Here is a 26,254-nt window from a genome sequence, read left to right on the forward strand (position 1 = left end):
ACAACGCCTGACAGGAGGAACCATGGACACCAGCGATCACAGCCTGAGTACCCTGTTCAAGCAACTCGGCCTGCCAGCCGGCAAGGCCGGTATCGAAGCCTTTATCCGCGACCATCATCTGCCCGAAGGCCTGGGCCTGGCCCAGGCGCCGTTCTGGAACGAGTCCCAGGCGGCATTTATCGGCGAAGCCCTGGACGACGATTCGGACTGGGCAGAAATGGTCGACGAGCTGGCCCTGCTGCTGTCCAAGTAAGCCGACTCAGCTTGGCAAATCCAGCTCCAGCGCCAGCAGGCTGGCAGCAATCTGCGGATCATCGGCATCGGTGACCAGGCTCAGCAGCAGCTTCTCGCCACGCTGCTGCACGGCCAGCCCCTCCACTTTCCACTGCCCATCCAGGCTGGCCAGCCGGCGCACCCGGCCATCGGCTTCGACCAGGCCGATCACGGCCCCCAGGCAGGCGCCATCCTGATAGCTATCCGCGGTATTTTCCGCCACCGCACTGAACAGCCAGCGGCCGTCGGCCAGCGCCGCCCCATCGGTAAAGCCCAGGGCCACGCCCTGCAGTTCACCCAGATCCAGGAGCTGCATGCTGTCCGGCGCTGGCGCCTCAGCCTGCTCACCCAGAAGCCTGGCCTGCAGCGCCGGCCAGGCAAAGCGCACGGCAGCATTCGCCGCCTGCCCCTGATTGCCGCGTTGCAAGAGGACGAAGTGCTGGCCGAGGAGAAAAGCGCCCTCGATATTCAGGTCGGCGAACTGGGCGTGCAGTGGCCGGTACAGCGGCGCCAGGTCGATCAGGCGTGGCGCGCCTTGCACCACTCCCTGGGCATCCAGCATCAGCAGCACGGCCTGCTGGCGATTGGGCTTGGAGCCCGAACCCAGGGCCAGCAGCGCGCCATGCGGATAGCCGGGCATGGCTGGCAGCAGCGCCAGGCTTTCCAGATCCGGCTTCTGCGCCTTGCGCTCGGCCTTGTCCTGGGCCAGCTCGCCGGCGAACAGGCGCAGCAGCTGCCCCGGCACCGCATCGCCCTCGGCGAAGACGCCCAGATGCAGCTCATCGTCAGCCACCACATACAGATGGCCAGCACAGCGCACCAGCGCACTGGCTGCGCTCAAGTGCAGGCGGCCCGTCGGGTGCTGGCCTGGCGCCAGGCTCAGGTGCCGGAGAAACTGAAGCTCACACATCAACCCATCCCTATGTAGTCATGAGCCGCGATCAGAACAGGCGCGCAACGTGCCTGTCGACCCCTTTCACCCGGCAACACACGGGCCTGTTGCATACTGGCTCAATAGCACTACCGACAATCCCCGGATGATTGAACATCGGCGCCGGCATAGGCAGACTCTCGCCCCATAACAACCTGTTCGCTCAGGCCTCGGAAACACTCTGGAATATCGCAATGCGCTGGTTGCTCGCCACCCTCTGCTTCACCCTGATCGGTTTCGCCAACGCCTCCACGGCCCCGACCCTGCAAGGCAAGCCGATCGACAAGGTGCTGGTGGTCAAATCCGAGCGCAAACTGCACCTGATCGGCCGCGGAGAAGTGCTCAAGTCCTATCGCGTATCACTGGGCAAGCAGCCCAAGGGTGCCAAGCTGCGCGAAGGTGACAGCCGCACGCCGGAGGGCTTCTACTGGATCGACTGGCGCAAGACCAGCGAGAAGTACAACCTGTCCATGCACATTTCCTACCCCAACGCTCGCGACAGCGCCAACGCCCGCAAGAAAGGCGTGCCGGCAGGCGGCATGATCATGATTCATGGCACGCCGCTGGATGACGAATACCCCGAGTGGTATTTCCACACCCTCGACTGGACCGAAGGCTGTATCGCCATGCGTAATGTCGACATGCGCGAGGTGTGGCGCCTGGTGCAGGACGGTACGCTGATCGAAATTCGCCCCTGAGCGGCCAGCACAGCAAAGGCGCCCCGGGCGCCTTTTTCATGCCTGCGAATCAGTCATGATCAAAATTTGCACAGCATTAATTTGCGCGATAACTTATTGCGCAAGCAACCCTTACTCGCGGATCAACCGATGACAACGCCCCAGTCCTGCCCTGCCCTGCAACTGGATAACCAGTTGTGCTTCGCCCTGTACTCGACCTCGCTGCTGATGACCAAGGCCTACAAGCCGATGCTGCAAAGCATTGGGCTGACCTACCCGCAGTACCTGGCCATGCTCGTGCTCTGGGAACGCGACGGCATCACCGTTGGCGAGATCAGCGCCCGCCTGCTGACCGACCCCGGCTCGCTGACCCCGCTGCTCAAGCGCCTGGAGGCCGAAGGCCTACTCAAGCGCATCCGCAGCAGTGTCGACGAGCGCGTGGTCGAGCTGTACCTGACCGAACAAGGCCATGCACTGCAGCAGCAGGCCGAGCATTTCCCCACCTGCATCGTCGAGGCAAGCGGCCACAGCACCCGCGAGCTGATGGCGCTCAAGGAAGAAGTCATCGCCCTGCGTAGCAAGCTGCAACAGGCCCTGCAATCCACATAACCGCCCACGGGCGCCATAAGGCGCCCATGTACACCCTCCCCGCTCGACCCCCTCAACGACCAGACTTATTCCGTAAAGCGCACAGCCACATAGCGAATCGTTCCAAATAAATATCTTGCGCGCAAAATTTAATCGCACTACATTTCATCTCACGCACTTACTTAGCGCGCAAAACTTTAGACAGCAAAACTAATCTGGAGATTCCGCCATGCAAGCCATCAAAGCCCTTTACACCGCCACTGCCACTGCCACTGGGGGCCGCGACGGCCGCGCCGTTTCTTCCGACGGTTTTCTCGATGTGAAGCTGACCACTCCGCGTGAACTGGGCGGCCAGGGCGGTGAAGCGACCAACCCCGAGCAACTGTTCGCCGCCGGTTACTCGGCCTGCTTCATCGGCGCCCTGAAGTTTGTCGCCAGCCAGAGCAAACGCCAGTTGCCGGCTGACACCTCGATCACCGGCAAGGTCGGTATCGGCCAGATCCCCGGCGGCTTCGGCCTGGAAGTGGAACTAAACGTCAGCCTGCCGGGCCTCGAACAAGCCGTGGCCGAGGAACTGGTCGCCGCCGCTCACCAGGTCTGCCCGTACTCCAACGCTACTCGCGGCAATATCGAGGTACGCCTGAACGTCGCCGTATAAGCCTCAGCAACCTGCATCTCCAGCAGGCCAAAAGCACAAAGCCCCGACTTGCCAATGCAAGCCGGGGCTTTGTTTATAGCGCTGCGCCTTAGAACCTGTTTCGGATCTTTTGAGCTAGAGCCAGGCAAGGCGCAATTGGGCGAGGACGCGGAGTTTACGAGGTGTAAATGAGCAGTACTCGCTCCACTCGCCCTGCGGGTCGCGCTAAAGCGCGTTAGCGGCAAACCGCTTTCCGAGCGCGATTGCAACGCAGCATGGCCGACGATCAAGAGATCCGAAACGAGTTCTTAGAACTGCAGGTCGGAAAGCCGCCACACCTCGAACGCCGGGGTCTCGTAGGGGTGGGCTTTCTTCATCGCCTTGACCACGTCATGCAGCAATTCGTCGGCCACCACCAGTTCGACCTTCCACTCGTCCACATGATGCACCTGCCCGTGTAGCCCCAGGAAGGGCTCGCTGCCTTCCAGCGGACGGTACTGGCCCTGCCCCAGGGTCTGCCAGCAGCAGCTGTCGTACTTGCCGATGCGACCGCCGCCCGCGGCGAAAACCGCCTGCTTGACTTGGTCCAGATGGCTTTCCGGCACATAGAAACACAGTTTGTACATCGGCTTCTCCAAGGCACATCGACGAATACGGGAGTCTCAGCGCACTGAAACTCACCCTGCCGCAGCGATAATGGCATTTTGCCTTATCTCGCCCGCGTGGCACAGTTCGCAACTCTGCATTGGAGCTCTGGGAAAGGGGATAGTCCATTTCCTGATTAGAGCAATTAGCCATAAACAGGTATGGCTTAATCACCCCGCGCTGAAACGTCGCCAACGCTCCCGCAGACCGCTGACTGGCGGGTTATGCCTGCCGTCGCAATACGGCAGGCGCTGCGATTGGCCACAGCGGCACAGCAGCAGGCGCTGCTCGCGCACGGGTTCAAGGCGCAGGGCCTCAGGACAAAGAGAAGAACAGTCGGGAAGCGCGGACGAACGCCCGCAGCGGCACAGCAGATGGGTCTCGCCGGGTTTGACCTGGCGGACTTCGGGGAGGAGATTTTCTTCGGAGTCTGGCACAGCTGCCCTCTCCCGCCCTTCGGGCACCCTCTCCCGCAAGCGGGAGAGGGTCATCAGAGGGGCCGCAAGCGGCCCGCTGTTAGTCCACCCAGACGCGGGCGTTGCGGAACATGCGCAGCCAGCCAGCATCTTCCTGCCAGTCATCCGGTTTCCAGGAGTTCTGCACGGCGCGGAAAACCCGCTCCGGGTGCGGCATCATGATGGTCACGCGGCCGTCACGGCTGCACAGCCCGGTGATCCCGCGCGGCGAGCCGTTGGGGTTGGCCGGATAGGCTTCGCTGACTTTGCCGTAGTTGTCGACGAAGCGCAGCGCCACGGTGCCAGACAGATCCGCTTCGAGCAGAGCTTCCTCGCTCTCGAACTCGGCATGCCCTTCACCGTGGGCGATGGCGATTGGCATACGCGAACCGGCCATGCCACGCAGGAAGATCGAGGCCGACTCCTGCACCTGAACCATGGCCACGCGCGCCTCGAACTGCTCCGAGCGGTTACGCACGAAGTGCGGCCAGAACTCGGTGCCCGGAATCAGCTCGTGCAGGTTACTCATCATCTGGCAGCCGTTGCACACGCCGAGGGCAAAACTGTCCTTGCGCTCGAAGAAGCCCTGGAAGGCATCGCGGGCGCGGCTGTTGAACAGTACCGACTTGGCCCAGCCTTCGCCGGCGCCCAATACGTCGCCGTAGGAGAAGCCACCACAGGCCACCAGGCCCTTGAACTCTTCCAGGCTGACGCGGCCGCTGAGGATGTCGCTCATGTGCACGTCGACCGCAGCGAAGCCGGCACGATCGAAGGCCGCCGCCATTTCCACCTGGCCGTTGACGCCCTGCTCGCGCAGCACGGCGATTTGCGGACGCACGCCCTTCTTGATGTAAGGCGCAGCGATATCCTGATTGACGTCGAAGCTGAGCTTGGTCGACAGGCCCGGATTGTCCTCGTCGAGGATATTGTCGAATTCCTGCTCGGCGCAGCTGGCGTTATCGCGCATGCGCTGGATCTGGTAGCTGGTCTCGGCCCACTGGCGTTGCAGCAGGCGGCGCTGGCCGCCGAACACCGGCTCGCCATTGAAGCTGATGGCCACGTCGCTGCCGTTGATCGGCTGGCCGATCACCGCCACGCAATCACCCAGACCGGCGGCACTGAACTGCGCCAGCACTTCCGGGGTGGCGTCCTGATGCACCTGGATCACCGCCCCGAGTTCTTCGTTGAACAGCACGGCAGCCAGCTCGGAGCTGTCGTCGGCCAGGGCATCGAGGAACAGGCTCAGACCGCAATGGCCGGCGAAGGCCATTTCCAGCGCGGTGGTCAGCAAACCGCCGTCGGAACGGTCGTGGTAGGCCAGCAGGTGACCGTCGGCATTCAGGCCCTGGATCACCGCGAAGAAGGCCTTGAGGTCTTCGGCGTCATCGACGTCCGGCACGCGCTGGCCGAGCTTGCCGTAGGTCTGGGCGAGAATCGAACCACCCATGCGGTTCTGCCCACGACCGAGGTCGATCAGGATCAGGTCGGTCTCGCCCTTGTCCAGGCGCAGCTGCGGGGTCAGGGTCTGGCGAATGTCGGCGACCGGGGCGAAGCCGGTGACCACCAGCGACAGCGGAGAGGTCACGGACTTCTCCTGGCCCTCGTCCTGCCAACGGGTCTTCATCGACATCGAGTCCTTGCCCACCGGGATGGTGATGCCGAGCGCCGGACACAGCTCCATGCCGACCGCTTTCACGGTGTCGTACAGGCGTGCGTCTTCGCCCGGGTGGCCGGCGGCAGCCATCCAGTTGGCGGACAGTTTGATATCGGACAGCTTCTCGATGCGCGAAGCAGCCAGGTTGGTGATGGTCTCGCCAACCGCCATGCGGCCCGACGCTGGAGCATCCAGCAGGGCCAGCGGGGTGCGCTCGCCCATGGCCATGGCTTCGCCGGTATAGACGTCGAAGCTGGTGGCGGTCACGGCCACGTCGGCCACCGGCACCTGCCACGGGCCGACCATCTGGTCGCGGGCAACCAGGCCGGTGATGGTGCGGTCGCCGATGGTGATCAGGAAGCTCTTGCTGGCCACAGCCGGGTGGTGCAGCACGCGGGTTACCGCTTCGTCGATGGCGACGCTGGACGCGGCGAAATCATCGCCCTGCTCCGCTTCGCGGGTAACGCTGCGGTGCATGCGCGGCGGCTTGCCGAGCAGCACTTCGAGCGGCATGTCCACCGGCTTGTTGCCGAAGTGGCTGTCGTTCACCGTCAGGTGCGGCTCGGCGATGGCCTCGCCAACCACGGCGAACGGGCAGCGCTCGCGCTCGCAGATGGCCTTGAAACGCTCGAAGTCGGCGGCGTCCACGCTCATCACGTAGCGTTCCTGCGACTCGTTGCACCAGATTTCGTGCGGGGCCATGCCCGGCTCGTCGTTCGGTACTGCGCGCAGCTCGAAGCGACCGCCACGGCCGCCGTCGTTGATCAGCTCCGGCAGGGCATTGGAAATGCCGCCGGCGCCGACGTCGTGGATGAACTTGATTGGGTTGTGCTCGCCCAGCTGCCAGCAACGGTCGATGACTTCCTGGCAACGACGCTCCATTTCCGGGTTGTCGCGCTGCACCGAGGCGAAGTCCAGGTCGGCCGAGCTGGCACCGGTGGCCATCGACGAGGCCGCGCCGCCGCCCAGGCCGATCAGCATGGCCGGGCCGCCGAGCACGATCAGCTTGGCGCCGACTGAGATCTCGCCCTTCTGCACATGGTCTTCACGGATGTTGCCCATACCGCCGGCGAGCATGATCGGCTTGTGGTAGCCGCGCACTTCCTCGCCACGCGGGCTGCTGACCGCCTGTTCGAAAGTACGGAAGTAGCCGGTCAGCGCCGGACGGCCGAATTCGTTGTTGAACGCGGCGCCGCCCAGCGGGCCTTCGATCATGATGTCCAGCGCGGTAACGATGCGCTCGGGCTTGCCGTACGGCACTTCCCAGGGCTGCTGGAAACCGGGGATCTGCAGGTTGGACACAGTGAAACCGGTCAGGCCGGCCTTCGGCTTGGCGCCACGGCCGGTCGCGCCCTCGTCGCGGATCTCGCCGCCGGAGCCGGTGGAGGCGCCGGGGAACGGGGCAATCGCCGTCGGGTGGTTGTGGGTTTCCACCTTCATCAGGATATGCACTGGCTCCTGGGTCGCGGCGTACTCGCGGGTCTCAGGATTGGGGAAGAAGCGCCCGGCGACGTTGCCAACGATGACCGAGGCGTTGTCCTTATAAGCCGACAACACGCCTTCGCGGTGCAGCTCATAGGTGTTCTTGATCATGCCGAACAGCGATTTTTCCTGGCTCTGGCCGTCGATATCCCAGCTGGCGTTGAAGATCTTGTGCCGGCAGTGCTCGGAGTTGGCCTGGGCGAACATCATCAGCTCGATGTCGTGCGGGTTGCGCCCCAACTCGGTGAAGCTCTTCACCAGGTAGTCGATTTCGTCGTCGGCCAGGGCTAGACCGAGCTGGACGTTGGCCTGTTCCAGGGCCGCGCGACCGCCGCCGAGCACGTCCACCGCGGTCAGCGGCCTGGGCTGGGCATGGCTGAACAGGCCGGCGGCCTCTTCCATGGCGCCCAGCACCAGCTGGGTCATACGGTCATGCAGCACGCTGGCGGCAGCCTGGACATCGGCAGCAGACAGTTCACCGGCCACGTAATAGGCGATACCGCGCTCCAGACGCTGGATCTTCGCCAGACCGCAGTTGCGGGCGATGTCGCTGGCCTTGCTCGACCAGGGCGAAATGGTGCCGAAACGCGGGATGGTGAGGAACAGGCGGCCGCTCGGCTCCTGCACCGGCACGCTCGGCCCGTATTGCAGCAGGCGGGCCAGAACTTGCTCTTCGTCGGCAGTGAGTACACCGGCAACATCGGCAAAATGCGCGAACTCGGCGTACAGACCGGTCACAGCGGGGACCTTGGCGGTCAGTTGCTCGAGCAATTTGCCGTGACGGAAAGCGGAAAGAGCGGGCGCGCCGCGCAGGATCAACATCGTGAACAGCCTCTGGGAAGGGGTGTGCTTTGAGGCCGTGCATTCTAGCCTAAAGCGCCGCCGGGCGGCACCCGTGCGCATGCAGCCAGGCTGCAGCCTGCCGCCGGACGGCAAAATCACCGGAAAACCGGCGCAGACCGCGCAGCGCCTAGCAGAGCCGCCCCCGACTGTCGATATATGGCGCCCCCCAGGCTTTGCGTATACTGCGCCGATGCTTGTCCAAATTGCGTTGCGCATCCGTACGGCCGCCTGGCTGCTGGCGATTGCAATCCCCCTGCTACTCGCAGGCTGTGATGGCGATGGCGAAGTCGCCAAACAGCCCAGCACCCTCGAGCGTGTACAGGAGGAGGGAGCACTACGGGTGGTCACCCGCAACAGCCCGGCCACCTATTTCCAGGACCGCAACGGCGAGACCGGTTTCGAATATGAACTGGTCAAGCGCTTCGCCGAGAACCTCGGCGTCCAGCTGCAGATCGAAACCGCCGACAATCTCGATGACCTGTTCAGCCGCCTCAACCAGGCGAATGGCCCGGTCTTGGCCGCCGCCGGCCTGGTCGACAGCGAGGGGCGCAAGAGCCAGGCGCAGTTTTCCCAGGCTTACCTGCAAGTCACCCCGCAAGTCATCTACCGCAACGGCCAGCCACGCCCCTCGCGCCCCGAGGATCTGGTCGGCAAGCGCATTCTGGTGCTGCAAGGCAGCAGCCATGCCGAACAGCTGGCGCAGCTGCAAGCCACGCTGCCCGAACTGAAATACGAAGAATCTTCTGCCGTCGAAGTGGTCGACCTGCTGCGCATGGTCGACGAGGGACAAATTGACCTGACCCTGGTCGACTCCAACGAGCTGGCGATGAACCAGGTGTATTTCCCCAATGTGCGCGTGGCCTTCGACCTGGGTGACGCGCGCAACGTGGGTTGGGCGGTGGCCAGCGGCACGGACGACAGCCTGCTGCTGGAGGTCAACCACTTCCTCGCCCTGGTCGAGGAAAACGGCAGCCTGCAGCGCCTCAAGCAGCGCTACTACGGGCATGTCGACGTCCTCGGCTACGTCGGCGCCTACACCTTCGCCAAACACCTGCAGCAGCGCCTGCCGCGTTACGAGCAGCACTTCAAGCAGGCCGCAGAGAAGCACAAGGTCGACTGGCGCCTGCTGGCTGCCGTCGGCTACCAGGAATCGCTGTGGCAGCCGGAAGCCACCTCGAAGACCGGCGTGCGCGGTCTGATGATGCTGACCCAGGGCACTGCCCAGGCCATGGGTGTGGCCAATCGCCTGGACCCCCGGCAAAGCATCATGGGCGGCGGCAAGTACCTGGCCCTGATCCACAGCGGCCTGGCCGAAGACCTGGGAGAGCCAGATCGCACCTGGTTCGCCCTGGCCGCCTACAACATCGGCATCGCCCACCTGGGCGACGCACGCAAGCTGGCCAAGGCAGAAGGCCTGGATCCGAACAAGTGGCTGGATGTGCAGAAGATGCTGCCGCGCCTGGCGCAGAAGCAGTGGTACAGCAAGACCCGCTACGGCTATGCGCGCGGCGGCGAAACCGTGCACTTCGTGCGCAACATCCGCCGCTACTACGACATCCTCAACTGGGTGACCCAGCCACAGCTGGAAGGCACCCAGGTCGCCGAAAGCGGCTTCCACGTGCCGGGCGTGAACAAGACCATTCCGCCGGAAGACTCCACACAGCTCTGATGCCGCGCGTAGCCCGGATGCAATCCGGGAAATCACCTCACAGGGCAACCCGGATTGCATCCGAGCTACGTGCGTCGCGCCTTGAAGAAGGCACTGAGTACCGCCCCGCACTCCTGCGCGAGCAAGCCGCCCTCGACCAGCACCCGGTGATTGAGGAACTCCTGACTGAAGAACTGCCCGCGGCTGACCACCACCCCGGCCTTCGGCTCGGTGGCGCCGTAGACCACCCGGGCAATCCGCGAATGCACGATCAGCCCGGCGCACATGCTGCACGGCTCCAGGGTCACATACAGGGTGCTACCCGGCAGGCGGTAGTTGCGCAGATCAAGGGCGGCGGCGCGGATCGCCACCATCTCGGCGTGGCCGCTGGGGTCATGGGTGGAGATCGGGCAGTTGAAGCCGCGCCCGATGATCTCGCCATCCTGCACCAGCACCGCGCCCACCGGCACTTCGCCGAGCGCCGCGCCTTCGCTGGCCAGGGCCAGGGCCTCGCGCATGAAGCGCTCGTCCTGGCTGCGGTCGATGATCTTGATCTGGCGCATCAGTTTTCCTTAAACCACAGCAATCGCGGCCATCAGACCGGTTTCCATGTGGTCGATAACATGGCAATGGAACATCCACACCCCCGGATTATCGGCGACGAAGGCGATGCGCGCCGTCTCGTTCTTGCCCAGCAGGTAGGTGTCGGTTAAATACGGAACGATATCGCGGCGATCGGAGTCGAGCACCTTGAAACTCATGCCATGCAGGTGGATCGGGTGCTGGTACTGGGCCATATTGCGCAGCACGAAGATGTAGTGGCCATCCTTCTTCAGGGTCGCGATGGGCCGGTCGGCGCAGGCCTTGTCATCGATATCCCAGGCCTGGCCGTTGATCTGCCAGTAGCGCGCCGGGCCGGCCTGATTCGGACTGGCCAACAGGGCCGCCCACTCGAAGTTGAAACGCAGGGTCTCGGCCTGGCTCAAGTCCGGCTCAGCGACCGGATTGGCCGGCAGCGCCGGCGGCCAGTCGTCGGCTGCCTGGGCACTGGCCACACTTTTCAGGGTCGCCAGACGCAGCGGGCCGTTGCGCAGCGATAGCTCGGTGCCAGCGCCCGGCACCTTGAGCGCCAGATCCAGGCGCATACCCGGACCCAGCCAGTAGTCCTTGCCCAGCGGCCGCGGCGCCACCGGGTTGCCGTCCAGGGCATAGATGCGCGACTCGGCACCCGGCAGGTTGAGGCGATAGGTCACGGTGTTGTCGACATTGATCAGGCGCAGGCGCACCACCTGCCCGGCCGGCAATTCCAGGGTCGGCAGCGATACGCCGTTGATGCTCGACAGACGCCCGCGAGTGCCTTCGCGGGCCGCCTCGCGGGGCACGCTGAAATCGGTAAAGGCACCCTGCTCGTCGACATGCCAACTCTTCAGGCACAAGGTGCGCTCATGGGCGAACCCGCTCGGCTCGCGCTCCTCGACGATCAGCGGGCCGACCAGGCCGCGGCCGAGCTGTTCGCTGCTGGCCGTGTGCGGGTGGTACCAGTAGCTGCCGGCATCCGGGGTGATGAAGTCGTAGTCGAAATACTCGCCCGGCAGCACCGGCAGCTGCGAGACATAGGGCACGCCGTCCATCTCCAGCGGCAGGCGGATGCCGTGCCAGTGGATGGTGGTGGGGACTTCCAGTTTGTTGATGAAGCGCACGCGCAGGCGCTCGCCCTGGCGGCAACGCAGCTCCAGGCCCGGCGCCTGGCCGCCATAGCCCCAGGCCGGCGTGACATGCCCCGGCACCAGCTCCAGATCGAGCGGCGCGGCGATCAGCTCATAGTCATGGCTCGCCACATTCTGCGGGCGGCCCAGCCAGTAGCGCACGCCACCGGCGCCGAGGCCGGCGATGCCAAGGCCAGCGATGCCGGCGAGGATTTGTCTGCGCGTGAAAGACATAGTGATTCCCGTAGCCCGGATGCAATCCGGGAAGAGCGCAGCCCTGATCGCATGAGGGCTGCCAATTGCAATATCTTCTCATTTCAGCACACAGCAGGACGAACCTTCGTGCGAGGCGGATTGCCGCAGAACAGATGCAACAAGGGCAGCTCGCGCTGCCCTTGTCGGTCACATCATTCCCACTCAATCATCAACAAGCCACCTAACCCATTGTGGTTAAAGGGATTGACTGTGATCGACTTGGGGCCTTACCGCCGCTTTTGCCGTCAACCGTAGAGAGCTTTTGCTAGCGCGGGAGATGGAGCTATTTGCGGGAAAACGACACTAGGGACACCATCATCAATCGAGTACAAGGATACCGGCAACCAACCGTCTTGTCCGCCCTGGCCGCAAACAGCCCTTCCAGAGAAAGCAATGATTGAAAACTATGGCCTTCTAGGATTGCTAATCAACGATAGCGCCCGCTGAAGGTCCTCCGCTACTAGTCGTGAAAGCTCATCCAGTCTGGCAAGGCCGGGTTGACGCTTCGCACCTGACTCATCAGACCAAGCCATGTCCCACAAGCAGTCCTCCGTTTGCAAAATGTCAGTGACACGATACGAACGCGATGCAGACCCACTAGGCGTTAGCTCGCTACTGACTCCATTGCGCACAACATCTGATCGATAGAACGATAGGAACTCATCAAGATCCTCTCGCAACAATGGCTTGGTCTTAAGCGAATAGCGTTTGGTCGTCCGCAGCTCGTATATCCACAGATGTTCTGAAGGCAGAAGTTTGTCTTGTGCGCGTCGACGGTCGAAGAAGAGGACGTTCGCTTTGACCCCTTGGGCATAAAACAGACCGGCGGGTAGACGGAGAAGAGTATGAAAGCGGCACTCTTCGAGCAAACGACGACGGATGACAGCACCAGCTCCTCCCTCGTAGAGAACGTTGTCTGGCACCACCACTGCAGCACGCCCACCAGGCTTTAGCTGGGCAACGATATGCTGAAGAAAGTTGAGCTGCTTGTTTGCGGTCTGCACCCAGAAATCAGCGCGCACGATAGTGAGGCTATCCTCGCTACGGTTACTTTTCTGGTCTTGTGTGTACGTCACGCTGCCCTTCACGCCGAACGGAGGATTGGTCAACACGACATCAGCTTGAAACTTTGGTGGCTGTTTCAGACTATCACTGCAAGTGATAGGCAATTCTGATTCCGCGTTTCCACCCACGCCGTGCAGCAAAAGGTTCATGGTGGCAAGGCGTGCGACTTCTTCAACGAGCTCCACGCCTCGAATCGACTTCGTGGCCAGCCGCTTCTGCTGCGCTCGCGTCATGAGCGGATTCATTCGCTTCAAATAGTCATGGGCGGCAAGCAAGAATCCGGCTGTGCCGCACGCCGGGTCGCACACGACCTCGCCTAGTACAGGATTGACGCATTCGACAATGACATCGATCAACGCTCTCGGCGTGAAGTACTGCCCCGCACCACTCTTTGTATCTCGAGCGTTCTTCTCCAACAGACCTTCGTATGCATCGCCTTTCAGGTCACTGGAGAGACCGGTCCACTCGGTTTGGCCGATCAAATCTACGATAAGTAGTCTCAGCTTGGCGGGGTCCTTGATCTTGTTCTTTGCATTCCGGAAGATCAAGCCGAGCATGCCATCACGCTCGCCCAACGCCGCAAGCACTCGAATGTAGTGCGCCTGCATGTCCTCAGCGTCCCGATCGAGCAACGATCCCCAGGCATACTCGGCCGGAACGGGTCCACCCTCCTGCTCATCGGACATCTTGAGAAATAACAGGTAGGTAAGCTGCTCGACATAGTCGGGGTAGGAAAGTCCATCATCCCGCAAGACATTGCAGTACTGCCAAAGCTTGCGGACAAGGGCGCTCGCCTCACCCGCTGCAGCTGCGCTCTTAACTTTCATGCCGCCACCTTCAACACAATGAGGCGCACCCACCAAAGATATTTGAACGACTCAACATATACCTTGGCTGCGGCCGAATATTCTTCTTCTGCTTTCATCACATTCTTCAAATCACGTATCGCATCGGAGAAGGCATCGCTCAATACCGTATTTCCGTCAAAATTTTGAGGGGCTTCCCGCTCGCCTCGGCCGACAATCCGCTCAATCTTGTTGTAAAGCACGACGCGAGCCTCACGGAAGGCTGGCCAGTCCAAATGCAGGATCAGTCGGCTAGCAGCGAGCTTGGCTTCGGGGCCAGGCTGTCCTTTGAAATCAGGGGAAAGGTCCACCTCACCACTCTGCCGAAAAGTGAGCAAGGCGACGTCGAATACGTTTGTGGGATCCAGCAGAGCCGGAACCTCTTGCCCTCGCCCTTGAGCCGGCGTAGACGCTCTGGCTCCAGGATCAATGAGGGGGAAATGGCCACCTTTGCCCCCTGTTCCTGCACCTTCTGGATTGATCCGGGGACGATTCGCACGGTGGCAACTCAGGCGGAGGTTCGTCCAGTCGAACGCCAACCAGTAGTAGCCGGGATGCATGGGGTCTTCTTTGACGCCGAGCTTTGGTCTGAAGTGATCTATGTCATCGTCGGTCCCAGGGTTTTTGCATTCAACGTACCAACATTTGCCGTGCGAGAACGCCGAAAACTCTGCGCGCAGAGCGACCCATTGGGCGCGATTGGCATTGATGAACGCAGCACGTTGCAGCGGGTCTGCCTCTGCAAGAACGGCATCACGCGTCGCTTCTAGCGCCGGAATGAGATGGCGTATTCTTGGCTTTAGCTCTTCCAGGTCAATGAATCGCATCAGCGGCCCTCGGCCGTTTGGAGCTGTTTGACGATCTTCGCAGCCAAGCGAGCCCGCTCGTCCATTTGTTCAGGCGTCAACTGAACAGACTCAGCCCACGCTGGATCTTGCTGTTCTGTCCATGCCTTCACAAATTGACCATAGAGAGGATCACGAATTGTTTGGTCGAAGCCTAAGGCTCTGAGGCGCGCCTTTATATCTCGAAACTCAGATTCTTCCTCGGGCGTCAGGATATCTTTCATCGCAAGGATTCGCTGGCGGTCAAGCTCCTCCTGTGTCTTCGGATCGAGTGTCGAGCGCAGCCGGAAAAGGTCACTAGTAAGGATTGCAGCGACACCCATTCCTCGTGGATCGTTGTCCGGCAACTCCGCAACCGCTCGCCCCTCTGCATCACGGCGAAATATCCTCACCTGATCACGTTTGAGTCCTGCAAATACCAGTGGATCGTGCGACGACATTACAATGTGGCAACTGTCACGACCTCGAATAAAGCGATCGAGGAACTCAAGATATTGTGTGCTCCAACTTGGGTTCAGATGAGTATCTGGCTCGTCGAGCAAGAACAATGCCTCATCTCGCGCCGTGAACTTCAGTAGACCGAGGACAAGCAGCAGCTGTTGCTCTCCTTCACTCAAGTCTCGATAGGTGACCTCTCCCCCGCCGGCAGCAGGTGTCATTCGAACCCGCGTTCTCACTTCACCAAGGAGCTTCGAGAGATGAGTACTCTCGAGCGCGGTGAAGAATGCGTACTGATCAGCGTAGGACGCATAGACTTGTTCAAGTGCATCCGGTTTTGGCAAAAAAAGATACAAGCTTTCAACGGCGGGATTCTTGGTCAAATCAACGGCAATACGTCTATCCATGCGCGCTGGGAGCATAGCCTTGTCATACAAGCGACTCAGAAATTCTTGCACTTCGCCCACCGCACCCCAGAATCGTGAGTCGCCGTCGCGACGCTTCCAAGGTGGGCGCTTCAGAGCAAAGAGGACGCTGTCTAATCCATCAATCTGAAGATGCTCACGGAGAAATTCCCTATCATCATCGGAGTGGTTGTCTGCCGCATTCATGAAGAAGGCAATGAGAGCAAATTGCCCGTGCAGCGTCTGCGCGTAAAAAAGCCTACGCAGATTGTTGGGATCGGCGACTCGTACCTTCCCGCGCTGCTCTGTGGACTTGATGATCCAGTTGTAGTAACGCTCTCTGTGCTTCTCAAATATCGAAGCCAACCGATCACTCGGGCCAGAGTAGTAACCAAACACGAAGCCTGGCCGATAGAGGGGGCGCCCGCTGTCGTCCTCGGCCATGAAGCGCTTTCTGGTTAGCTCTTTGTACTCACTCCCAGACTTACCTCTGACCCAAAACCTCGGAAACTGATCGCCTTCCGCCTTTATCTCAATGCCTTGATCACGACATTGATACTTGAGGTGGTAAGGGAATGGTGCCTCGAGATCAAGGTCAAGATTGCGAAATATGAGCGAAAGAGCTTCGATCAGATTCGACTTGCCCGATCCGTTCTCCCCTACTAAGACCGTATATGGGGACTGCTCATCAAAATCTACATGCAAATTTCGTAGGTTTTTGAATTCACCAATGGTGACTTCGTCAAGGCGCATCGGTGATGACCTCCAACACTGCATTCTCTGCGGCAGTTCCTGTTTGACGGATCGTTCGATCCAGCTCGGATCGAAGTGCCAAGTAGAACGACTCCACTTGCTCCGGCTGATCACGGTCAAAGCCGGCTAAGGCGAACAGCTCTGGCAATGGCAATGGACGATCGGCCTTTCGCAAAACTGCGCTCAGCTGCACTGTGGACTTGCTCGCTTTTGAGGGTGGTGTGCTTTTGGGCTTCACGGTGTCTCCTTTTGACTTGCTGCCCTTCTCCACTTTCGGCAGTGCTACGGCGATTTCCAATGGTTCGCCCAAACGATCCAATAGCTGAGCCGCTGGTTCATCATCTGGTTGCTGGGGCACCAATTCGCCTGCGACGGCGGCAGCAAGCAACTCGAGCTCCATTTCCGGGAGCCTGTCGATCGACGCGAGCACAGCATTCCCTTGCGCGTCGGCCACGGCCAGGCGTTGCCGAGCTTCATTAACGATCGCCGCCTGCTCGACCAGCGGAGGAAGCGGAAATGGCATAGATCGAAAGCGATCCAACCCCAGATGAGCGATGTTGGTAGATCCGCGAGCGATCTTGCGAAACTGGCCCGAGTGCAAGTAATGCCTGAAGACCAGCAGCGCGAACTCGGGGTCCACAGCTGGTCCAGCTCGAAAACGAATCAATGTGTTCTGGAAACACGCCCCAGGCAGTTCATCCCGGAACATCGCCGGCCGACCAACAAGCTCTGGGCTCTGCCCTTCGTTCAGGAGGATGTCGCCCTGTTCAAGGACATACACGGGATACTCTTCCGGCGTGAAGTTCATTTCAAGAACATCACTTGTGTCGATGCGATCCTCAAACACATTCGCAACTCGTAGGTAAGGCCGAATGTGCTCGCCGTGATGATGTTCTGGAGAGCGTTGTCGCCCCAGCCTGACTTCACCTACCTGATCAATTCTGGCCCATATCCACCCGAGCGGCAAAGGCTCTAGAGCGCCCTCCGGCGGCTCAAGTACTCCTGCCGTGTGTTCAAACAGAGCGCCCTGCGGGACACCTGACTTCTGATGAATCAGTGCCAACGTCGCCGAGGAATCAGTGGCGCCCTCACTGCCCCCTTCCGGCATAGCCACGAGCTCACCTGACACAGCCGCTGCCAAGACTTCTTTGCGCTGCGCGCCGAGTCGATCCCAGGCTGATCGCAGATGAGTTCCCGCCTGCCGGATCTCGGCAAGACGCTGGCTGACTGCGTCAGCAATACGTTTTTGCTCATTGATGGGCGGCAGCGGAAACTGCAACTCGGCAAATCGACTGGCACCGAGATGCTGTATGCCTACACCGCGCGCAACACGCCCGAATATTCCGGAGGCGGCGTAGTGACGGAACACCGTCAACGCGTAGTTGGGCAGAGCCGCATGCGGGCGGAACCGGATAATCGTGTTCTGGTAACAGCAATCCGAGAGTTCGTCGTTCCATAGCGCTGCACGCCCCACTTGACTCGAACTTCCAGACGCCTCGGTCAACAAAATATCCCCTGCGCGTAGCGAAAGCACCCTGCGCTCCGCTGGCGTGAAATCCATCTCAAGGACATCAGTAAGGTCCAGCCCCGTCGGTTTAATATTCGCCGCGCGCAAGTACTTGGTAGCGTACTCGCCAGTGTGCTTATCAGGGGACCTCTGACGGCCCAGTCTGACAGCGCCAACCCGATCCACGCGGACCAATGTCCATCCGATCGGCAGCTCGTTGTTCTTAGTGCTCATCAGCCCTGGCCCACCAATTTAGCGTTCGTACTCAGCGCAGCCTGCCTTATACGAAGATCGCCGCTGCTCTGGTTGTTAATAGGCACAGCCCCATCTGGCGTGCCTGAGACGGATTGCAGCCGCTCATAGGCCTCAATGGATAGCACCACCACCACAGCACGACCATGCTTCTCGATAGCTATGGGCTCTGCCCTAGCGATATCGATCAACTTGCCGAACGAGTTCTTTGCATCCCGAGCTGACATGGATTGCATCGCCGCGCCCTCCGCCAAAAGGAGCCATTTTAGCCACTTTAAAGCTCCCTGCAACTTGCCATAACTGCGGAGCATCCCGACGCTATGGATGAACGCACCGAGACTGATCTAAAGACTGCACGGTGACTACAGCATTTGCGGGTGCGATAACGCAGATAAGCGCAGCGGACTTCGTCCAGTCATCACTTTGCTGCTGGCTTCAGAGCAAGGGCCGAGTGAACTCCCTTCTTGAACCCTCGATCCCCAGCCATGAAAACTTCCAGCATGCACGGCATCAACATCACGACATCTACAGGCTCACCATAGGTCTCCGCATGCAGCTCGGCGTAACGGTCTAGGTCAGTCTTCAGACTGGCCGGGCACGCAAAGGTCAGCTTGATGCTCTCGGTCTTAGGCAGCGGTCCCAGCCGCAACTTCTTGGTCATACTCATCGTGAAATCCTCCGACCGAAAAACAGCGGCTGGTAGGGCCGAAGTACCAGATCCCGATTGACGATGATGCGCACCGGCAGGCCCGGGCGCTCGGTCAATGTTGGCTGGATGTTCATGTTGCGCCGGGTCATCTCCTGCCCGACCTGATTCACGCTATCCTGCAGGCCGTCACGGCCTGCGATGATGATCCGGTCGCCGCCCTGGCGGTTCTCCGGCGCGGCCAGTTCGGCACCGATACCCAGCAGCGTAGTTAGCGCCGCGCCGGCGAAGACGCGATCCCAATGCCAATCGACGCCGTCCTCCAGGCCGGAGTAGCCGGCGGGGTCGGTACCCACAAGGTTGTCCAGCGTCAGGGAAGATGTGTCCGGCAATATGATGCGATTCCACACCACCTGCACCCGGCTCTGCCCATAGCTGACCTGGCTGTTGTAGCGACCGAGGATGCGCGAGCCCTGCGGAATCAGCAGGTACTTGCCCGTCGCAGTGTCGTAGACCGGCTCCGTCACGGTGCCGATCACGTCACCCGGAAGATCCGACTTGATGCCCGTCACCAGCGCGCCGGCGATCACCGTGCCAGCCATGACCTGATACGGCGACGTCGGCAGCTGCAGGTTTCCGGAATTGCGGGTTTCCGAGGAGCCGGCTTGCAGGAACGCTTCTTTCTGCTCCTGCCGATTTTGCACAGCGGTTGGATCGGCAGGCTGTGCGGCCGTCGACGCAGAATCGACAGTCAGCGGATCGAAGCCGGTCAGTGTTACTGTATCCGCGGCAGGCTGTGGAGGCGCAGCCACGGCTGGGCGCTGGCTGCCCGTGCGAAAAAACACCGATGAGGCGGCCGCTTCTTCGGCCTCCTTTAGCCGAGCCAGCCGTTCAGCATCGGCGGGATCGTTGCCAGATGGCGTATAGCTGGCCGCTGCCGGCCGCTGCGACTGCACGATGGCCGGGCCAAGATCGCCCGGCAGCGGTGGCCCCAGTTCGGGTGGTGGCGGCAGCTTGGAATAGTCAGAGGGAAGCCGGTCGAGTCCTTCGGAGCGCGAAACGCGGTCGACATTATATAGCTCCGCCGGATCACTCCCTCCCCTAGGCTTCGGTGGCTGCAAGGACCAGATGGTGGCCCCCAGTACTGCAGCCGAGAGTCCGCCCGCAAACACGGCCAGGGTGCGTCGGTTCAACCGCGTGACCCGGCGCGGCTGGGCACGCAGGGCAACCGACTCGGGAGGGACTTTGCCAACCGGTGGCGCGACAGGATCGGGAATGTCGTCCTGGCTCATGTTCAGTTCCTCCGTACCACACCGTCCGTGCGCTCGATGCGCACAACGTCACCCTTATCGCCACCCAGGCGCAGCTCGGCCGCGCCGAACAGCCGATCCACGATGAAGTACGGTGAGCGGAAACGGTAGTTGACCAGTTGCCCATCGCCCTGCGAGCCGATCACGAACAGCGGAGGCAGCTCGCCCTGGGCGATGCCGGCTGGAAACTGGATGTAGACCTTCTCGCCATCGTCGAAGGCGCGCAGCGGCTGCCACGGTGGATTGCTGCCGCTGATCGCGTATCGGAAGCGGATCTTCTCCAGCGAGAGGCCGGTATCGACTGGCGCGGTCGCCTGTGCGGCCTGAGCCTGACGTTGCAGGGCTAGCATCCGATCCTTCGGGTAGTCCCAGGACACCGAGGCCATCCAGGCTTTCTCCGTCGAGATCAGCTCAATGAGATAAGTGCGCCGACTGGTGGTGATGACCAGGTTGGTCTTCAGATCCGAGCGGATTGGCTTGACCAACACATTCACACGCAGCGTGTCGCCGTGACCACTGGAGGTGTCGCCGACGATCCAGCGCACCGTGTCACCAGCGGCCACCGTCACCAGTTCCTCACCGGCCTGTAGCGCGATTACGGTCACGCGCCCCGGCGCGGCATAGACCTGATAAAGCGCGCCGTCGCTGTAGGGCCAGACTTGGATCGCGTTGATGTAGCCCTCGCGCATGGGTGCCACCCTCGCCTCCTGGTTCGCGCGCGACACCCTGACCTTCTCGTCGGCCGGCTCCGGGGTAGAGATGGCTTCGCCCGGCAATGGCTTCATCTGCCCAGGCATTGGTAGCACCTTCGGCACCACCACTACTTCCACCGGCTTCGGCGGTTCGGGCAGCGGCTGCGCCTGCACCGGCTCGCCGAGCGAGATGCGCGGCGGGGGCTTGCCCTGGCTGGAGCAGCCGGCCAAGACCAGCAGGACCAGGGGGAGCGTGGATTTGCGTAAGGACAGGTTCATGGCTTGGCTCCTTCGGACGCATCGAGCTCGCGGCTCCACGACAGCCCGTTGACGTAGATGCCCAAGGGGTTCTTGCGCAGACGCTGTTCGGTACGCGGGATCTGCAGGATCGTGGAGATCACCGCGTTCCAGCGCTCGGTGCCGGCGGGCGCGCCGTTGACGAAGCGCTGCTCCGTCCAGCGCACATTGAAAGAGGCGTCGCTGGCCCGCACGACACTGCTAACCTGCACCGTCACCGACTCCTTGCCGACACGAGCGAACGGATCGTTGGTGCGCGCGTAGTCGTTGAGCACGGCCGCGCCACGGTCGGTGGTGTAGTCGTAGGCGTCTAGCCAGTTCTGCCGCACCACGATCGGATCGATGGACAGCGAGCGCACCAGCGTGACGAAGCGCGCCAGGTGGTAGGCGACCTGCGCATCGGCCGGCAGGTACGGTGTGGCTGCCTCACCAACTGCGCGCACCTGGCCCGATCTGTCCACCTCCACCACGTAGGGTGTGACGATGGACTGCGCCGAACGCCAGGCCAGGCTACCCGCCATCAGCAGTGCGAGCGCCAGACAGCCAAAGGCCATGAAGCGCCAGTTTCTCGCCTGCACGCGAGCCGAGCCGATGCGCTCGTCCCACGCCTGCGCAGCGGCCTGGTACGGGGTGGCGGGTTGCGGCGTCTCGGCATAGCGCACCCGCGGTCGTTTGAAACGCATGGTTCGTCCTCCTTTATGAATCCGAATCCCGCAAGTTCGGGCCACTGCCCGAACCGCCGCCGTCGCCACCGCGCAGCGTGTGCGCGACGGTGGTGGCGGCATGGCTGATCTGCTGGCGGCGCTGCAAGCGCTTGGCCCATGCGGGTTGCGCCTTGGCATCGGTGGCGACCTGGTGCGCATTGCCCAGGGCGGCCGCGCTGCCACCCGAGAAAGCTCCACCTCCAGCAGCAAACCGGTCCTTGAGCGAGCGCATCCCTGCAGCCAGCTTGGCGGTCGGTGCCATGCGCGCTCCGGCCGCGACCGCAGCACCTACACCGGTTGCGGCGGCACCGACTGCAACAGCCATGCCCGCCGTGCCAAGCGCGGCACCCGCCATCGCCCCCGCACCCAGCTGCGGGCCACCTGAAATCAGTCCGGTGGCGATGCCCGGGCCGAAGATGCCCAGGGCGAGCAGCGCCAGCGAGGCCAGCATGACCACCAGCGCGTGGTCGATGGACGGCTCGTCGGGATGTACCTGGAACTCGGCGAATAACCCCGTGCCAATGCCGACGATCACCGCCAGCACCAGTACCTTGACGCCTGAGGACACCACGTTGCCCAGCACCTTTTCGGCCAGGAAGGCGGTCTTGTTCCACAGCGCGAATGACACCAGCACGAACCCCGCGAGCGCGGTCAGCTTGAACTCGATCAGGGTGATGAACAGCTGTATCGCCAGCACGAAGAAGCAGACGATGACCACCAGGTAGGCCAGGAACAGGATGACGATGGGATCGAGGTTGACGAACACCTCGGGGAAGCCGGTCATCTCGCCGATCTGTTCCAGAATCGGTGCACCGGCGTCGATGCCGGTTTTCGCCAGCCGCCCAGGCTGCAGGAAGGTCTCCATGCTGAGTGCACCGGTCGCTGTCAGACCCAGCCCGGCAAAGGAGCGGAAGACGATACTGGCCAGCCAGTTGAAATTACCGATGATGTAGGCGAAAGCACCGACGTAGAGCACCTTACGAATGAGCTTCGCCATCACGTCTTCACCCTGGCCGGTGGCATGACCAAGCGCCCAGTACAGCCCGGCGAACGTCATATCGATCGCGATCAGCGTGGCGGTGAGGAAAGCGACCTCGCCTTGCAACAGCCCAAAGCCCGAGTCGATGTAGCGCGAAAACGTATCGAGGAACCGGTCGATGATCGTCACGTCATTCATGGTGTGGCCTCCGAGGCAAAAGCAGCCGGCGCATCGTCGACGGGACTGTCGAAAGTCGCTGGAATAGGCGGCAGATCCTCTAGAGCGACGTACTCTTCCGGGCCGCCGTGGCCGTCGAAGAAGCGGTGCCGGTACGCATCGGCGGCAGTCCGGCAAGCGCCCTCGCCCACGGCCTGCCGCTCGGCTGCGCACTGGGCGCGCAGCACCTTGAGTCGCACAGGGTCTGCGGCCAGGCCTTCGCTGGACTGCTGATCGCAGCCCCCCAGCAGCGCAGCCGACAACGCAAGGACGTATCGCATGGCGACCTCCGTCAGTTCCCGTAGAACTGAACAGACTGCGGCGTATACGGCGTGCCCTCGCCCAGGAAGCGCCGCCGTACTTCGCGGGCGCGCTCGCTGGCCGCCGCCTGCCGTGCCAGCTCCAGCGACGCAGCGCGGTCTTGGGTGAGCTGAAGCTGTTGCGCTTGGATGGACTGCTTGGCCTGCAGGGCCAGCAGCTGGTTGGTCGCCTGCATGGCCTGCAGGGCGCCGGTGGCCGATTGGCTCTGGCCCACCAAAACAGTCAACGCACTTTCATCGTCGCTCAGGTTTCGCGACACCTGCGCCTGCATGCGCATCGCGGTGTGCAGGCCATCGAGTGTGTGCGCCCAACGCTTGCGGGCATCCTGGTACATCTGGTCGCCGCTGACGGTGGCGGCGTACTCAGTAGGGTAAAGCCGGGCGAACTCGCTATCGAGGTTCTGCACATCGTAGGCAAGCCCCTGCGCCTCGGCGATCAGTTGCTCGCTCCTGACCAGCGACGCGTGAAGCTGGTTGACGACACTGAAGTCGAGGCTGGCCAAGTTGCGCGCCTGATTGCTGAGCATCTGCGCCTCGTTCTGCAGCTGCTGCACCTGGTTGTTGATCTGCTCCAACGTGCGAACAGCCGTCAGCGTGTTCTGCACCAGGTTGGTGGGGTCGAGCACAATGTCGCCGACACCAAACAGGGCGTGCACCGGCTGCGCGCAGGCCAAGGTAAGGACACTGGCCACGGCGAGCGCGGTCAGCTTGGGTTTGAGCGAGGACTGGAGCTTCATGGCAGGCTCTCCTGTGGGCGGGAAGCATGGAAGGACGCGGCGGATGGCGCGGACGGCAGCAGCTCGGCGGCCCAGTCGAGGCCGCGATGGCGCAGCCAGGCAGCGGCGAAGCCGGGCACACCGGCATCGCCCAGCACGCAGTCAATGGCGCGCTGTTCCTGGGGCGTCGAAGCGCCCGCGAACGCGAGCGCAACCGGCCCCAGATCGAGGTCGAACAGGCGATTGCCCTCGCGGGACTGGTAGTAGTAATCGCGCTTGGGTTGCGCGGTGGCGACGATCTCGATCTGCCGCCCGCTGAGGCCGAAGCTCTCGTAGATCGCGCGGATTTGCGGCTCGCTGGCCTGCGGATTGGGCAGGAAGATGCGACTCGCACAGCTTTCGATGATCGCCGGGGCGATGGTCGAATCCTTGATGTCGGCGAGCGACTGCGTGGCGAAGATCACGCTGACATTCTTCTTGCGCAGCGTCTTGAGCCACTGGCGAATGCGCGCGGCAAACACCAGGTCATCGAGGAACAGCCAGGATTCGTCGAGGATCAGCAGCGTCGGCGCGCCGTCGAATCGCTCCTCTAAGCGCGCGAACAGATAGCCCAGCACGGCCAGCACCGCCGCCTTGCTGTGCATCAGCGCCTCCATCTCGAAGCACTGCACGTCAGCCATGCCTAGATAGTCGAGGTCGGAGTCGAGCAGCTTGCCGTGCGCCCCGCCGAGCACGTAGGGTGCCAGCGCCTGGCGCAGTGCATTCGATTGCAGCAGCACCGATAGGCCGGTGAGCGTGCGCTGCTCGACCGGCGCGCCAGCGAGGCTGCCTAGCGCGGACCAGATCGCCGCCCTCTCGTCAGGACCAACGGCCAGCCCCTCGTGCAACAGGCGCCCTTCGACCCACTCGGCCGCCCAGCTGCGACAGCCTTCCTCGTCGATGAGCGCGAGCGGCTGGAAGGCAATCGCGCCATCGACGCCCAGGTCGTAGTGCTCGCCGCCCAGGCCGAGTACCGTCGCCCGCATGGAGCGGCCCATGTCGAAGGCGAAGATGCGCGAGCCGGGGTAGCGGCGGAACTGCAGCGCCAGTGTGGCGAGCAGGACGGACTTGCCCATGCCGGTCGGGCCGACGACCAGGGTATGCCCAACGTCGCCGAGGTGCGTCACCAGCCGGAACGGCGTCGCACCCTCGGTGCGGGTGACGATCAACGGCGGCCCGTCGAGGTGTGCGTTACCCTGCGGTCCGGCCCATACCGCCGACACCGGCATCAGGTGCGCGAGGTTCAGCGTCGAGACGATGGGCTGACGCACGTTGGCGTAGGTGTTGCCCGGCACCGAGGACAACCACGCCTCCACCGAGTTGAGGGTTTCAGGGATGGTCACGAAACCCCGCCCCTGGATAACGCGCTCCACCCTGCGCAACTTCTCGTCAGCCCTGTCAGCGTCGACATCGAGCACCGTTACGGTCGCAGTAACGAAGCCGAAGGCGACCTGGTCACCGCCCAACGCCTGCAGAGCGGCATCCGCATCGGCGGCCTTGTTGCTGGCGTCGGTATCCAGCAGCGGACTTTCCTGCTGGAACAGGGTTTCACGTAGCAGCGCCAGGACGCTCTTGCGCTTGGCGAACCACTGGCGGCGCAGGCGACCGAGCTCCTTTTCAGCCTCAGCCTTGTCCAGGCACAGAAAACGCGTGCTCCAGCGGTAGGCGAAGCCCAACCGGTTGAGGTCGTCCAGAATTCCCGGCCAGGTCGAGGTTGGGAAACCGCGCACCGTCACCACGCGCAGGTGCGCATCGCCCAACATCGGCGCCAAGCCACCGAGCAGCGGCATGTCAGCCAGCAGCGTGTCGAGGTGGAACGGCACGTCCGGAACCTCGACGCCATAGTGCCTAGTCGAGACGGTCGCATGCAGGTAGCTCAGCGTTTCACCGTCGCCGAGCCAGTCGATCTCCGGCATCACACCATCAAGCAGGTCGAAGATGCGCCCAGTTTCCGCGACGAAGGCCGCCAGGCGTTCGCGCCAGTCCACGCCCGCCGCCGGGGAATTCTCGTAGAGCAGCTTCGCCGCGCGAGCGTGCGACTCTTCTGGCGGCAGGTATTGCAGCGTGAGGTGGTAGCCACTCTCGAAGTGGTTGCCAGACTCCTCGAACGTCGCGCGCCGCTCCTCGTCCACCAGCCACGACAGTGGCTCGGGAAAGTCCGAGTGTGGGTAACCCGCCGCCGCCCGGCGCTCAGCCTCGACGAACAACGCCCAACCAGCGCCGAGGCGACGCAGCGCGTTGTTCAGCCGTGCAGTGATGGCCACCAACTCACCTTGCATCGCACTGTCGAGGTCAGGCCCCCGGAAACGCGCGGTGCGCTGGAACGAACCGTCTTTGTTCAGCACCACACCCGGCGCGACCAAGCCGGCCCATGGCAGCCAGTCGGCAAGCAAGGCCGGTCGCAGGCGGTATTCGGCTAGGTTCAGCATCGC

At 62.4% G+C, this 26,254-nt stretch carries 24 protein-coding genes; 5 read left to right on the forward strand and 19 right to left on the reverse strand.

What is annotated here, in order from left to right; all coding sequences use genetic code 11:
• The first annotated feature begins 22 nt into the window (after positions 1-22).
• Complete coding sequence (locus LRS11_RS00750) at positions 23-253, forward strand: DUF2789 domain-containing protein (RefSeq protein WP_260495100.1); 231 nt, start codon at positions 23-25, stop codon at positions 251-253.
• A gap of 6 nt (positions 254-259) precedes the next feature.
• On the opposite strand, the gene LRS11_RS00755 is transcribed toward LRS11_RS00750, so the two are convergent.
• The gene (locus LRS11_RS00755) at positions 260-1,183 is read right to left on the reverse strand and encodes a DUF6929 family protein (protein ID WP_260495101.1); all 924 of its coding nucleotides are present in this window, start codon (positions 1,181-1,183) and stop codon (positions 260-262) included.
• 215 nt (positions 1,184-1,398) lie between these two features.
• Between LRS11_RS00755 and LRS11_RS00760 the strand changes: the two genes are divergently transcribed.
• From LRS11_RS00760 to LRS11_RS00770, 3 genes are all read left to right on the forward strand, one after another.
• Positions 1,399-1,902: a murein L,D-transpeptidase family protein gene (locus LRS11_RS00760; protein WP_260495102.1), complete on the forward strand. Its 504-nt coding sequence runs from the start codon at positions 1,399-1,401 to the stop codon at positions 1,900-1,902.
• A gap of 129 nt (positions 1,903-2,031) precedes the next feature.
• Positions 2,032-2,490: a MarR family winged helix-turn-helix transcriptional regulator gene (locus tag LRS11_RS00765; protein WP_260495103.1), complete on the forward strand. Its 459-nt coding sequence runs from the start codon at positions 2,032-2,034 to the stop codon at positions 2,488-2,490.
• Positions 2,491-2,698: 208 nt separating this feature from the next.
• On the forward strand, positions 2,699-3,127 hold the full coding sequence (locus tag LRS11_RS00770; RefSeq protein WP_260495104.1) for an organic hydroperoxide resistance protein: 429 nt from the start codon (positions 2,699-2,701) through the stop codon (positions 3,125-3,127).
• 287 nt (positions 3,128-3,414) lie between these two features.
• Here the strand turns inward: LRS11_RS00770 and LRS11_RS00775 are convergent, their stop codons facing one another.
• The 3 genes from LRS11_RS00775 to purL form a co-directional block, all read right to left on the reverse strand.
• Positions 3,415-3,732 (reverse strand): YqfO family protein, encoded by a 318-nt coding sequence (locus LRS11_RS00775; RefSeq protein ID WP_260495105.1) that lies wholly within the window; start codon positions 3,730-3,732, stop codon positions 3,415-3,417.
• A 189-nt stretch (positions 3,733-3,921) separates the two neighbouring features.
• The gene (locus tag LRS11_RS00780) at positions 3,922-4,332 is read right to left on the reverse strand and encodes a CDGSH iron-sulfur domain-containing protein (RefSeq protein WP_312026991.1); all 411 of its coding nucleotides are present in this window, start codon (positions 4,330-4,332) and stop codon (positions 3,922-3,924) included.
• Entirely contained in the window at positions 4,268-8,164 is a 3,897-nt protein-coding gene (purL, locus tag LRS11_RS00785; protein WP_260495107.1) for a phosphoribosylformylglycinamidine synthase, read from the reverse strand. Before purL ends, LRS11_RS00780 begins: the two co-directional genes overlap by 65 nt.
• A gap of 211 nt (positions 8,165-8,375) precedes the next feature.
• On the opposite strand from purL, the gene mltF reads away from it, so the two are divergent.
• The gene (mltF, locus tag LRS11_RS00790; protein ID WP_260495108.1) at positions 8,376-9,854 is read left to right on the forward strand and encodes a membrane-bound lytic murein transglycosylase MltF; all 1,479 of its coding nucleotides are present in this window, start codon (positions 8,376-8,378) and stop codon (positions 9,852-9,854) included.
• Positions 9,855-9,919: 65 nt separating this feature from the next.
• On the opposite strand, the gene tadA is transcribed toward mltF, so the two are convergent.
• The 15 genes from tadA to trbE form a co-directional block, all read right to left on the reverse strand.
• Positions 9,920-10,396 (reverse strand): tRNA adenosine(34) deaminase TadA, encoded by a 477-nt coding sequence (gene tadA, locus LRS11_RS00795; RefSeq protein ID WP_260495109.1) that lies wholly within the window; start codon positions 10,394-10,396, stop codon positions 9,920-9,922.
• Positions 10,397-10,405: 9 nt separating this feature from the next.
• Complete coding sequence (locus LRS11_RS00800; protein WP_260495110.1) at positions 10,406-11,773, reverse strand: multicopper oxidase family protein; 1,368 nt, start codon at positions 11,771-11,773, stop codon at positions 10,406-10,408.
• 425 nt (positions 11,774-12,198) lie between these two features.
• Positions 12,199-13,686, reverse strand: coding sequence for a class I SAM-dependent DNA methyltransferase (locus LRS11_RS00805; RefSeq protein ID WP_260495111.1), 1,488 nt, complete (start codon positions 13,684-13,686; stop codon positions 12,199-12,201).
• Positions 13,683-14,531 (reverse strand): hypothetical protein, encoded by an 849-nt coding sequence (locus LRS11_RS00810; RefSeq protein ID WP_260495112.1) that lies wholly within the window; start codon positions 14,529-14,531, stop codon positions 13,683-13,685. The genes LRS11_RS00805 and LRS11_RS00810 overlap by 4 nt, the downstream gene beginning before the upstream one ends.
• Positions 14,531-16,144, reverse strand: coding sequence for an AAA family ATPase (locus tag LRS11_RS00815; RefSeq protein WP_260495113.1), 1,614 nt, complete (start codon positions 16,142-16,144; stop codon positions 14,531-14,533). The genes LRS11_RS00810 and LRS11_RS00815 overlap by 1 nt, the downstream gene beginning before the upstream one ends.
• Complete coding sequence (locus LRS11_RS00820) at positions 16,134-17,885, reverse strand: restriction endonuclease subunit S (RefSeq protein WP_260495114.1); 1,752 nt, start codon at positions 17,883-17,885, stop codon at positions 16,134-16,136. Before LRS11_RS00820 ends, LRS11_RS00815 begins: the two co-directional genes overlap by 11 nt.
• Entirely contained in the window at positions 17,885-18,214 is a 330-nt protein-coding gene (locus LRS11_RS00825; RefSeq protein WP_260495115.1) for a type II toxin-antitoxin system Phd/YefM family antitoxin, read from the reverse strand. Before LRS11_RS00825 ends, LRS11_RS00820 begins: the two co-directional genes overlap by 1 nt.
• A 107-nt stretch (positions 18,215-18,321) precedes the next feature.
• On the reverse strand, positions 18,322-18,570 hold the full coding sequence (locus tag LRS11_RS00830) for a DUF2274 domain-containing protein (protein ID WP_260495116.1): 249 nt from the start codon (positions 18,568-18,570) through the stop codon (positions 18,322-18,324).
• Positions 18,567-19,841: a TrbI/VirB10 family protein gene (locus LRS11_RS00835; protein ID WP_260495117.1), complete on the reverse strand. Its 1,275-nt coding sequence runs from the start codon at positions 19,839-19,841 to the stop codon at positions 18,567-18,569. The genes LRS11_RS00830 and LRS11_RS00835 overlap by 4 nt, the downstream gene beginning before the upstream one ends.
• A 2-nt stretch (positions 19,842-19,843) precedes the next feature.
• Entirely contained in the window at positions 19,844-20,830 is a 987-nt protein-coding gene (gene trbG, locus LRS11_RS00840; RefSeq protein WP_260495118.1) for a P-type conjugative transfer protein TrbG, read from the reverse strand.
• Positions 20,827-21,531, reverse strand: a complete 705-nt coding sequence (trbF, locus tag LRS11_RS00845) for a conjugal transfer protein TrbF (RefSeq protein WP_260495119.1) — start codon at positions 21,529-21,531, stop codon at positions 20,827-20,829. Before trbF ends, trbG begins: the two co-directional genes overlap by 4 nt.
• A 13-nt stretch (positions 21,532-21,544) precedes the next feature.
• On the reverse strand, positions 21,545-22,729 hold the full coding sequence (gene trbL / locus LRS11_RS00850; protein WP_260495120.1) for a P-type conjugative transfer protein TrbL: 1,185 nt from the start codon (positions 22,727-22,729) through the stop codon (positions 21,545-21,547).
• Positions 22,726-23,028: a hypothetical protein gene (locus tag LRS11_RS00855; protein ID WP_260495121.1), complete on the reverse strand. Its 303-nt coding sequence runs from the start codon at positions 23,026-23,028 to the stop codon at positions 22,726-22,728. The genes trbL and LRS11_RS00855 overlap by 4 nt, the downstream gene beginning before the upstream one ends.
• Before the next feature lie 11 nt (positions 23,029-23,039).
• Positions 23,040-23,804, reverse strand: coding sequence for a P-type conjugative transfer protein TrbJ (gene trbJ / locus LRS11_RS00860; protein ID WP_260495122.1), 765 nt, complete (start codon positions 23,802-23,804; stop codon positions 23,040-23,042).
• Positions 23,801-26,251: a conjugal transfer protein TrbE gene (gene trbE, locus LRS11_RS00865; RefSeq protein WP_260495123.1), complete on the reverse strand. Its 2,451-nt coding sequence runs from the start codon at positions 26,249-26,251 to the stop codon at positions 23,801-23,803. Before trbE ends, trbJ begins: the two co-directional genes overlap by 4 nt.
• Between the last annotated feature and the right edge of the window lie 3 nt (positions 26,252-26,254).

The sequence above is a fragment of the Pseudomonas sp. J452 genome, assembly GCF_024666525.1.
Classification (GTDB): domain Bacteria; phylum Pseudomonadota; class Gammaproteobacteria; order Pseudomonadales; family Pseudomonadaceae; genus Aquipseudomonas.

Bases quoted from the DNA above. Each gene is read 5' to 3' on its own strand.
- mltF (WP_260495108.1), top strand. From the start codon at position 8,376: ATGCTTGTCCAAATTGCGTTGCGCATCCGTACGGCCGCCTGGCTGCTG.
- LRS11_RS00830 (WP_260495116.1), bottom strand. From the start codon at position 18,570: ATGAGTATGACCAAGAAGTTGCGGCTGGGACCGCTGCCTAAGACCGAG.
- LRS11_RS00835 (WP_260495117.1), bottom strand. From the start codon at position 19,841: ATGAGCCAGGACGACATTCCCGATCCTGTCGCGCCACCGGTTGGCAAA.
- LRS11_RS00775 (WP_260495105.1), bottom strand. From the start codon at position 3,732: ATGTACAAACTGTGTTTCTATGTGCCGGAAAGCCATCTGGACCAAGTC.
- LRS11_RS00815 (WP_260495113.1), bottom strand. From the start codon at position 16,144: ATGCGCCTTGACGAAGTCACCATTGGTGAATTCAAAAACCTACGAAAT.
- LRS11_RS00755 (WP_260495101.1), bottom strand. From the start codon at position 1,183: ATGTGTGAGCTTCAGTTTCTCCGGCACCTGAGCCTGGCGCCAGGCCAG.
- LRS11_RS00820 (WP_260495114.1), bottom strand. From the start codon at position 17,885: ATGAGCACTAAGAACAACGAGCTGCCGATCGGATGGACATTGGTCCGC.
- LRS11_RS00805 (WP_260495111.1), bottom strand. From the start codon at position 13,686: ATGAAAGTTAAGAGCGCAGCTGCAGCGGGTGAGGCGAGCGCCCTTGTC.
- LRS11_RS00810 (WP_260495112.1), bottom strand. From the start codon at position 14,531: ATGCGATTCATTGACCTGGAAGAGCTAAAGCCAAGAATACGCCATCTC.
- trbJ (WP_260495122.1), bottom strand. From the start codon at position 23,804: ATGAAGCTCCAGTCCTCGCTCAAACCCAAGCTGACCGCGCTCGCCGTG.
- LRS11_RS00765 (WP_260495103.1), top strand. From the start codon at position 2,032: ATGACAACGCCCCAGTCCTGCCCTGCCCTGCAACTGGATAACCAGTTG.
- LRS11_RS00855 (WP_260495121.1), bottom strand. From the start codon at position 23,028: ATGCGATACGTCCTTGCGTTGTCGGCTGCGCTGCTGGGGGGCTGCGAT.
- trbF (WP_260495119.1), bottom strand. From the start codon at position 21,531: ATGCGTTTCAAACGACCGCGGGTGCGCTATGCCGAGACGCCGCAACCC.
- trbE (WP_260495123.1), bottom strand. From the start codon at position 26,251: ATGCTGAACCTAGCCGAATACCGCCTGCGACCGGCCTTGCTTGCCGAC.
- LRS11_RS00770 (WP_260495104.1), top strand. From the start codon at position 2,699: ATGCAAGCCATCAAAGCCCTTTACACCGCCACTGCCACTGCCACTGGG.
- LRS11_RS00750 (WP_260495100.1), top strand. From the start codon at position 23: ATGGACACCAGCGATCACAGCCTGAGTACCCTGTTCAAGCAACTCGGC.
- LRS11_RS00780 (WP_312026991.1), bottom strand. From the start codon at position 4,332: ATGACTGGCAGGAAGATGCTGGCTGGCTGCGCATGTTCCGCAACGCCC.
- tadA (WP_260495109.1), bottom strand. From the start codon at position 10,396: ATGCGCCAGATCAAGATCATCGACCGCAGCCAGGACGAGCGCTTCATG.
- LRS11_RS00800 (WP_260495110.1), bottom strand. From the start codon at position 11,773: ATGTCTTTCACGCGCAGACAAATCCTCGCCGGCATCGCTGGCCTTGGC.
- LRS11_RS00760 (WP_260495102.1), top strand. From the start codon at position 1,399: ATGCGCTGGTTGCTCGCCACCCTCTGCTTCACCCTGATCGGTTTCGCC.
- purL (WP_260495107.1), bottom strand. From the start codon at position 8,164: ATGTTGATCCTGCGCGGCGCGCCCGCTCTTTCCGCTTTCCGTCACGGC.
- trbL (WP_260495120.1), bottom strand. From the start codon at position 22,729: ATGAATGACGTGACGATCATCGACCGGTTCCTCGATACGTTTTCGCGC.
- trbG (WP_260495118.1), bottom strand. From the start codon at position 20,830: ATGAACCTGTCCTTACGCAAATCCACGCTCCCCCTGGTCCTGCTGGTC.
- LRS11_RS00825 (WP_260495115.1), bottom strand. From the start codon at position 18,214: ATGCTCCGCAGTTATGGCAAGTTGCAGGGAGCTTTAAAGTGGCTAAAA.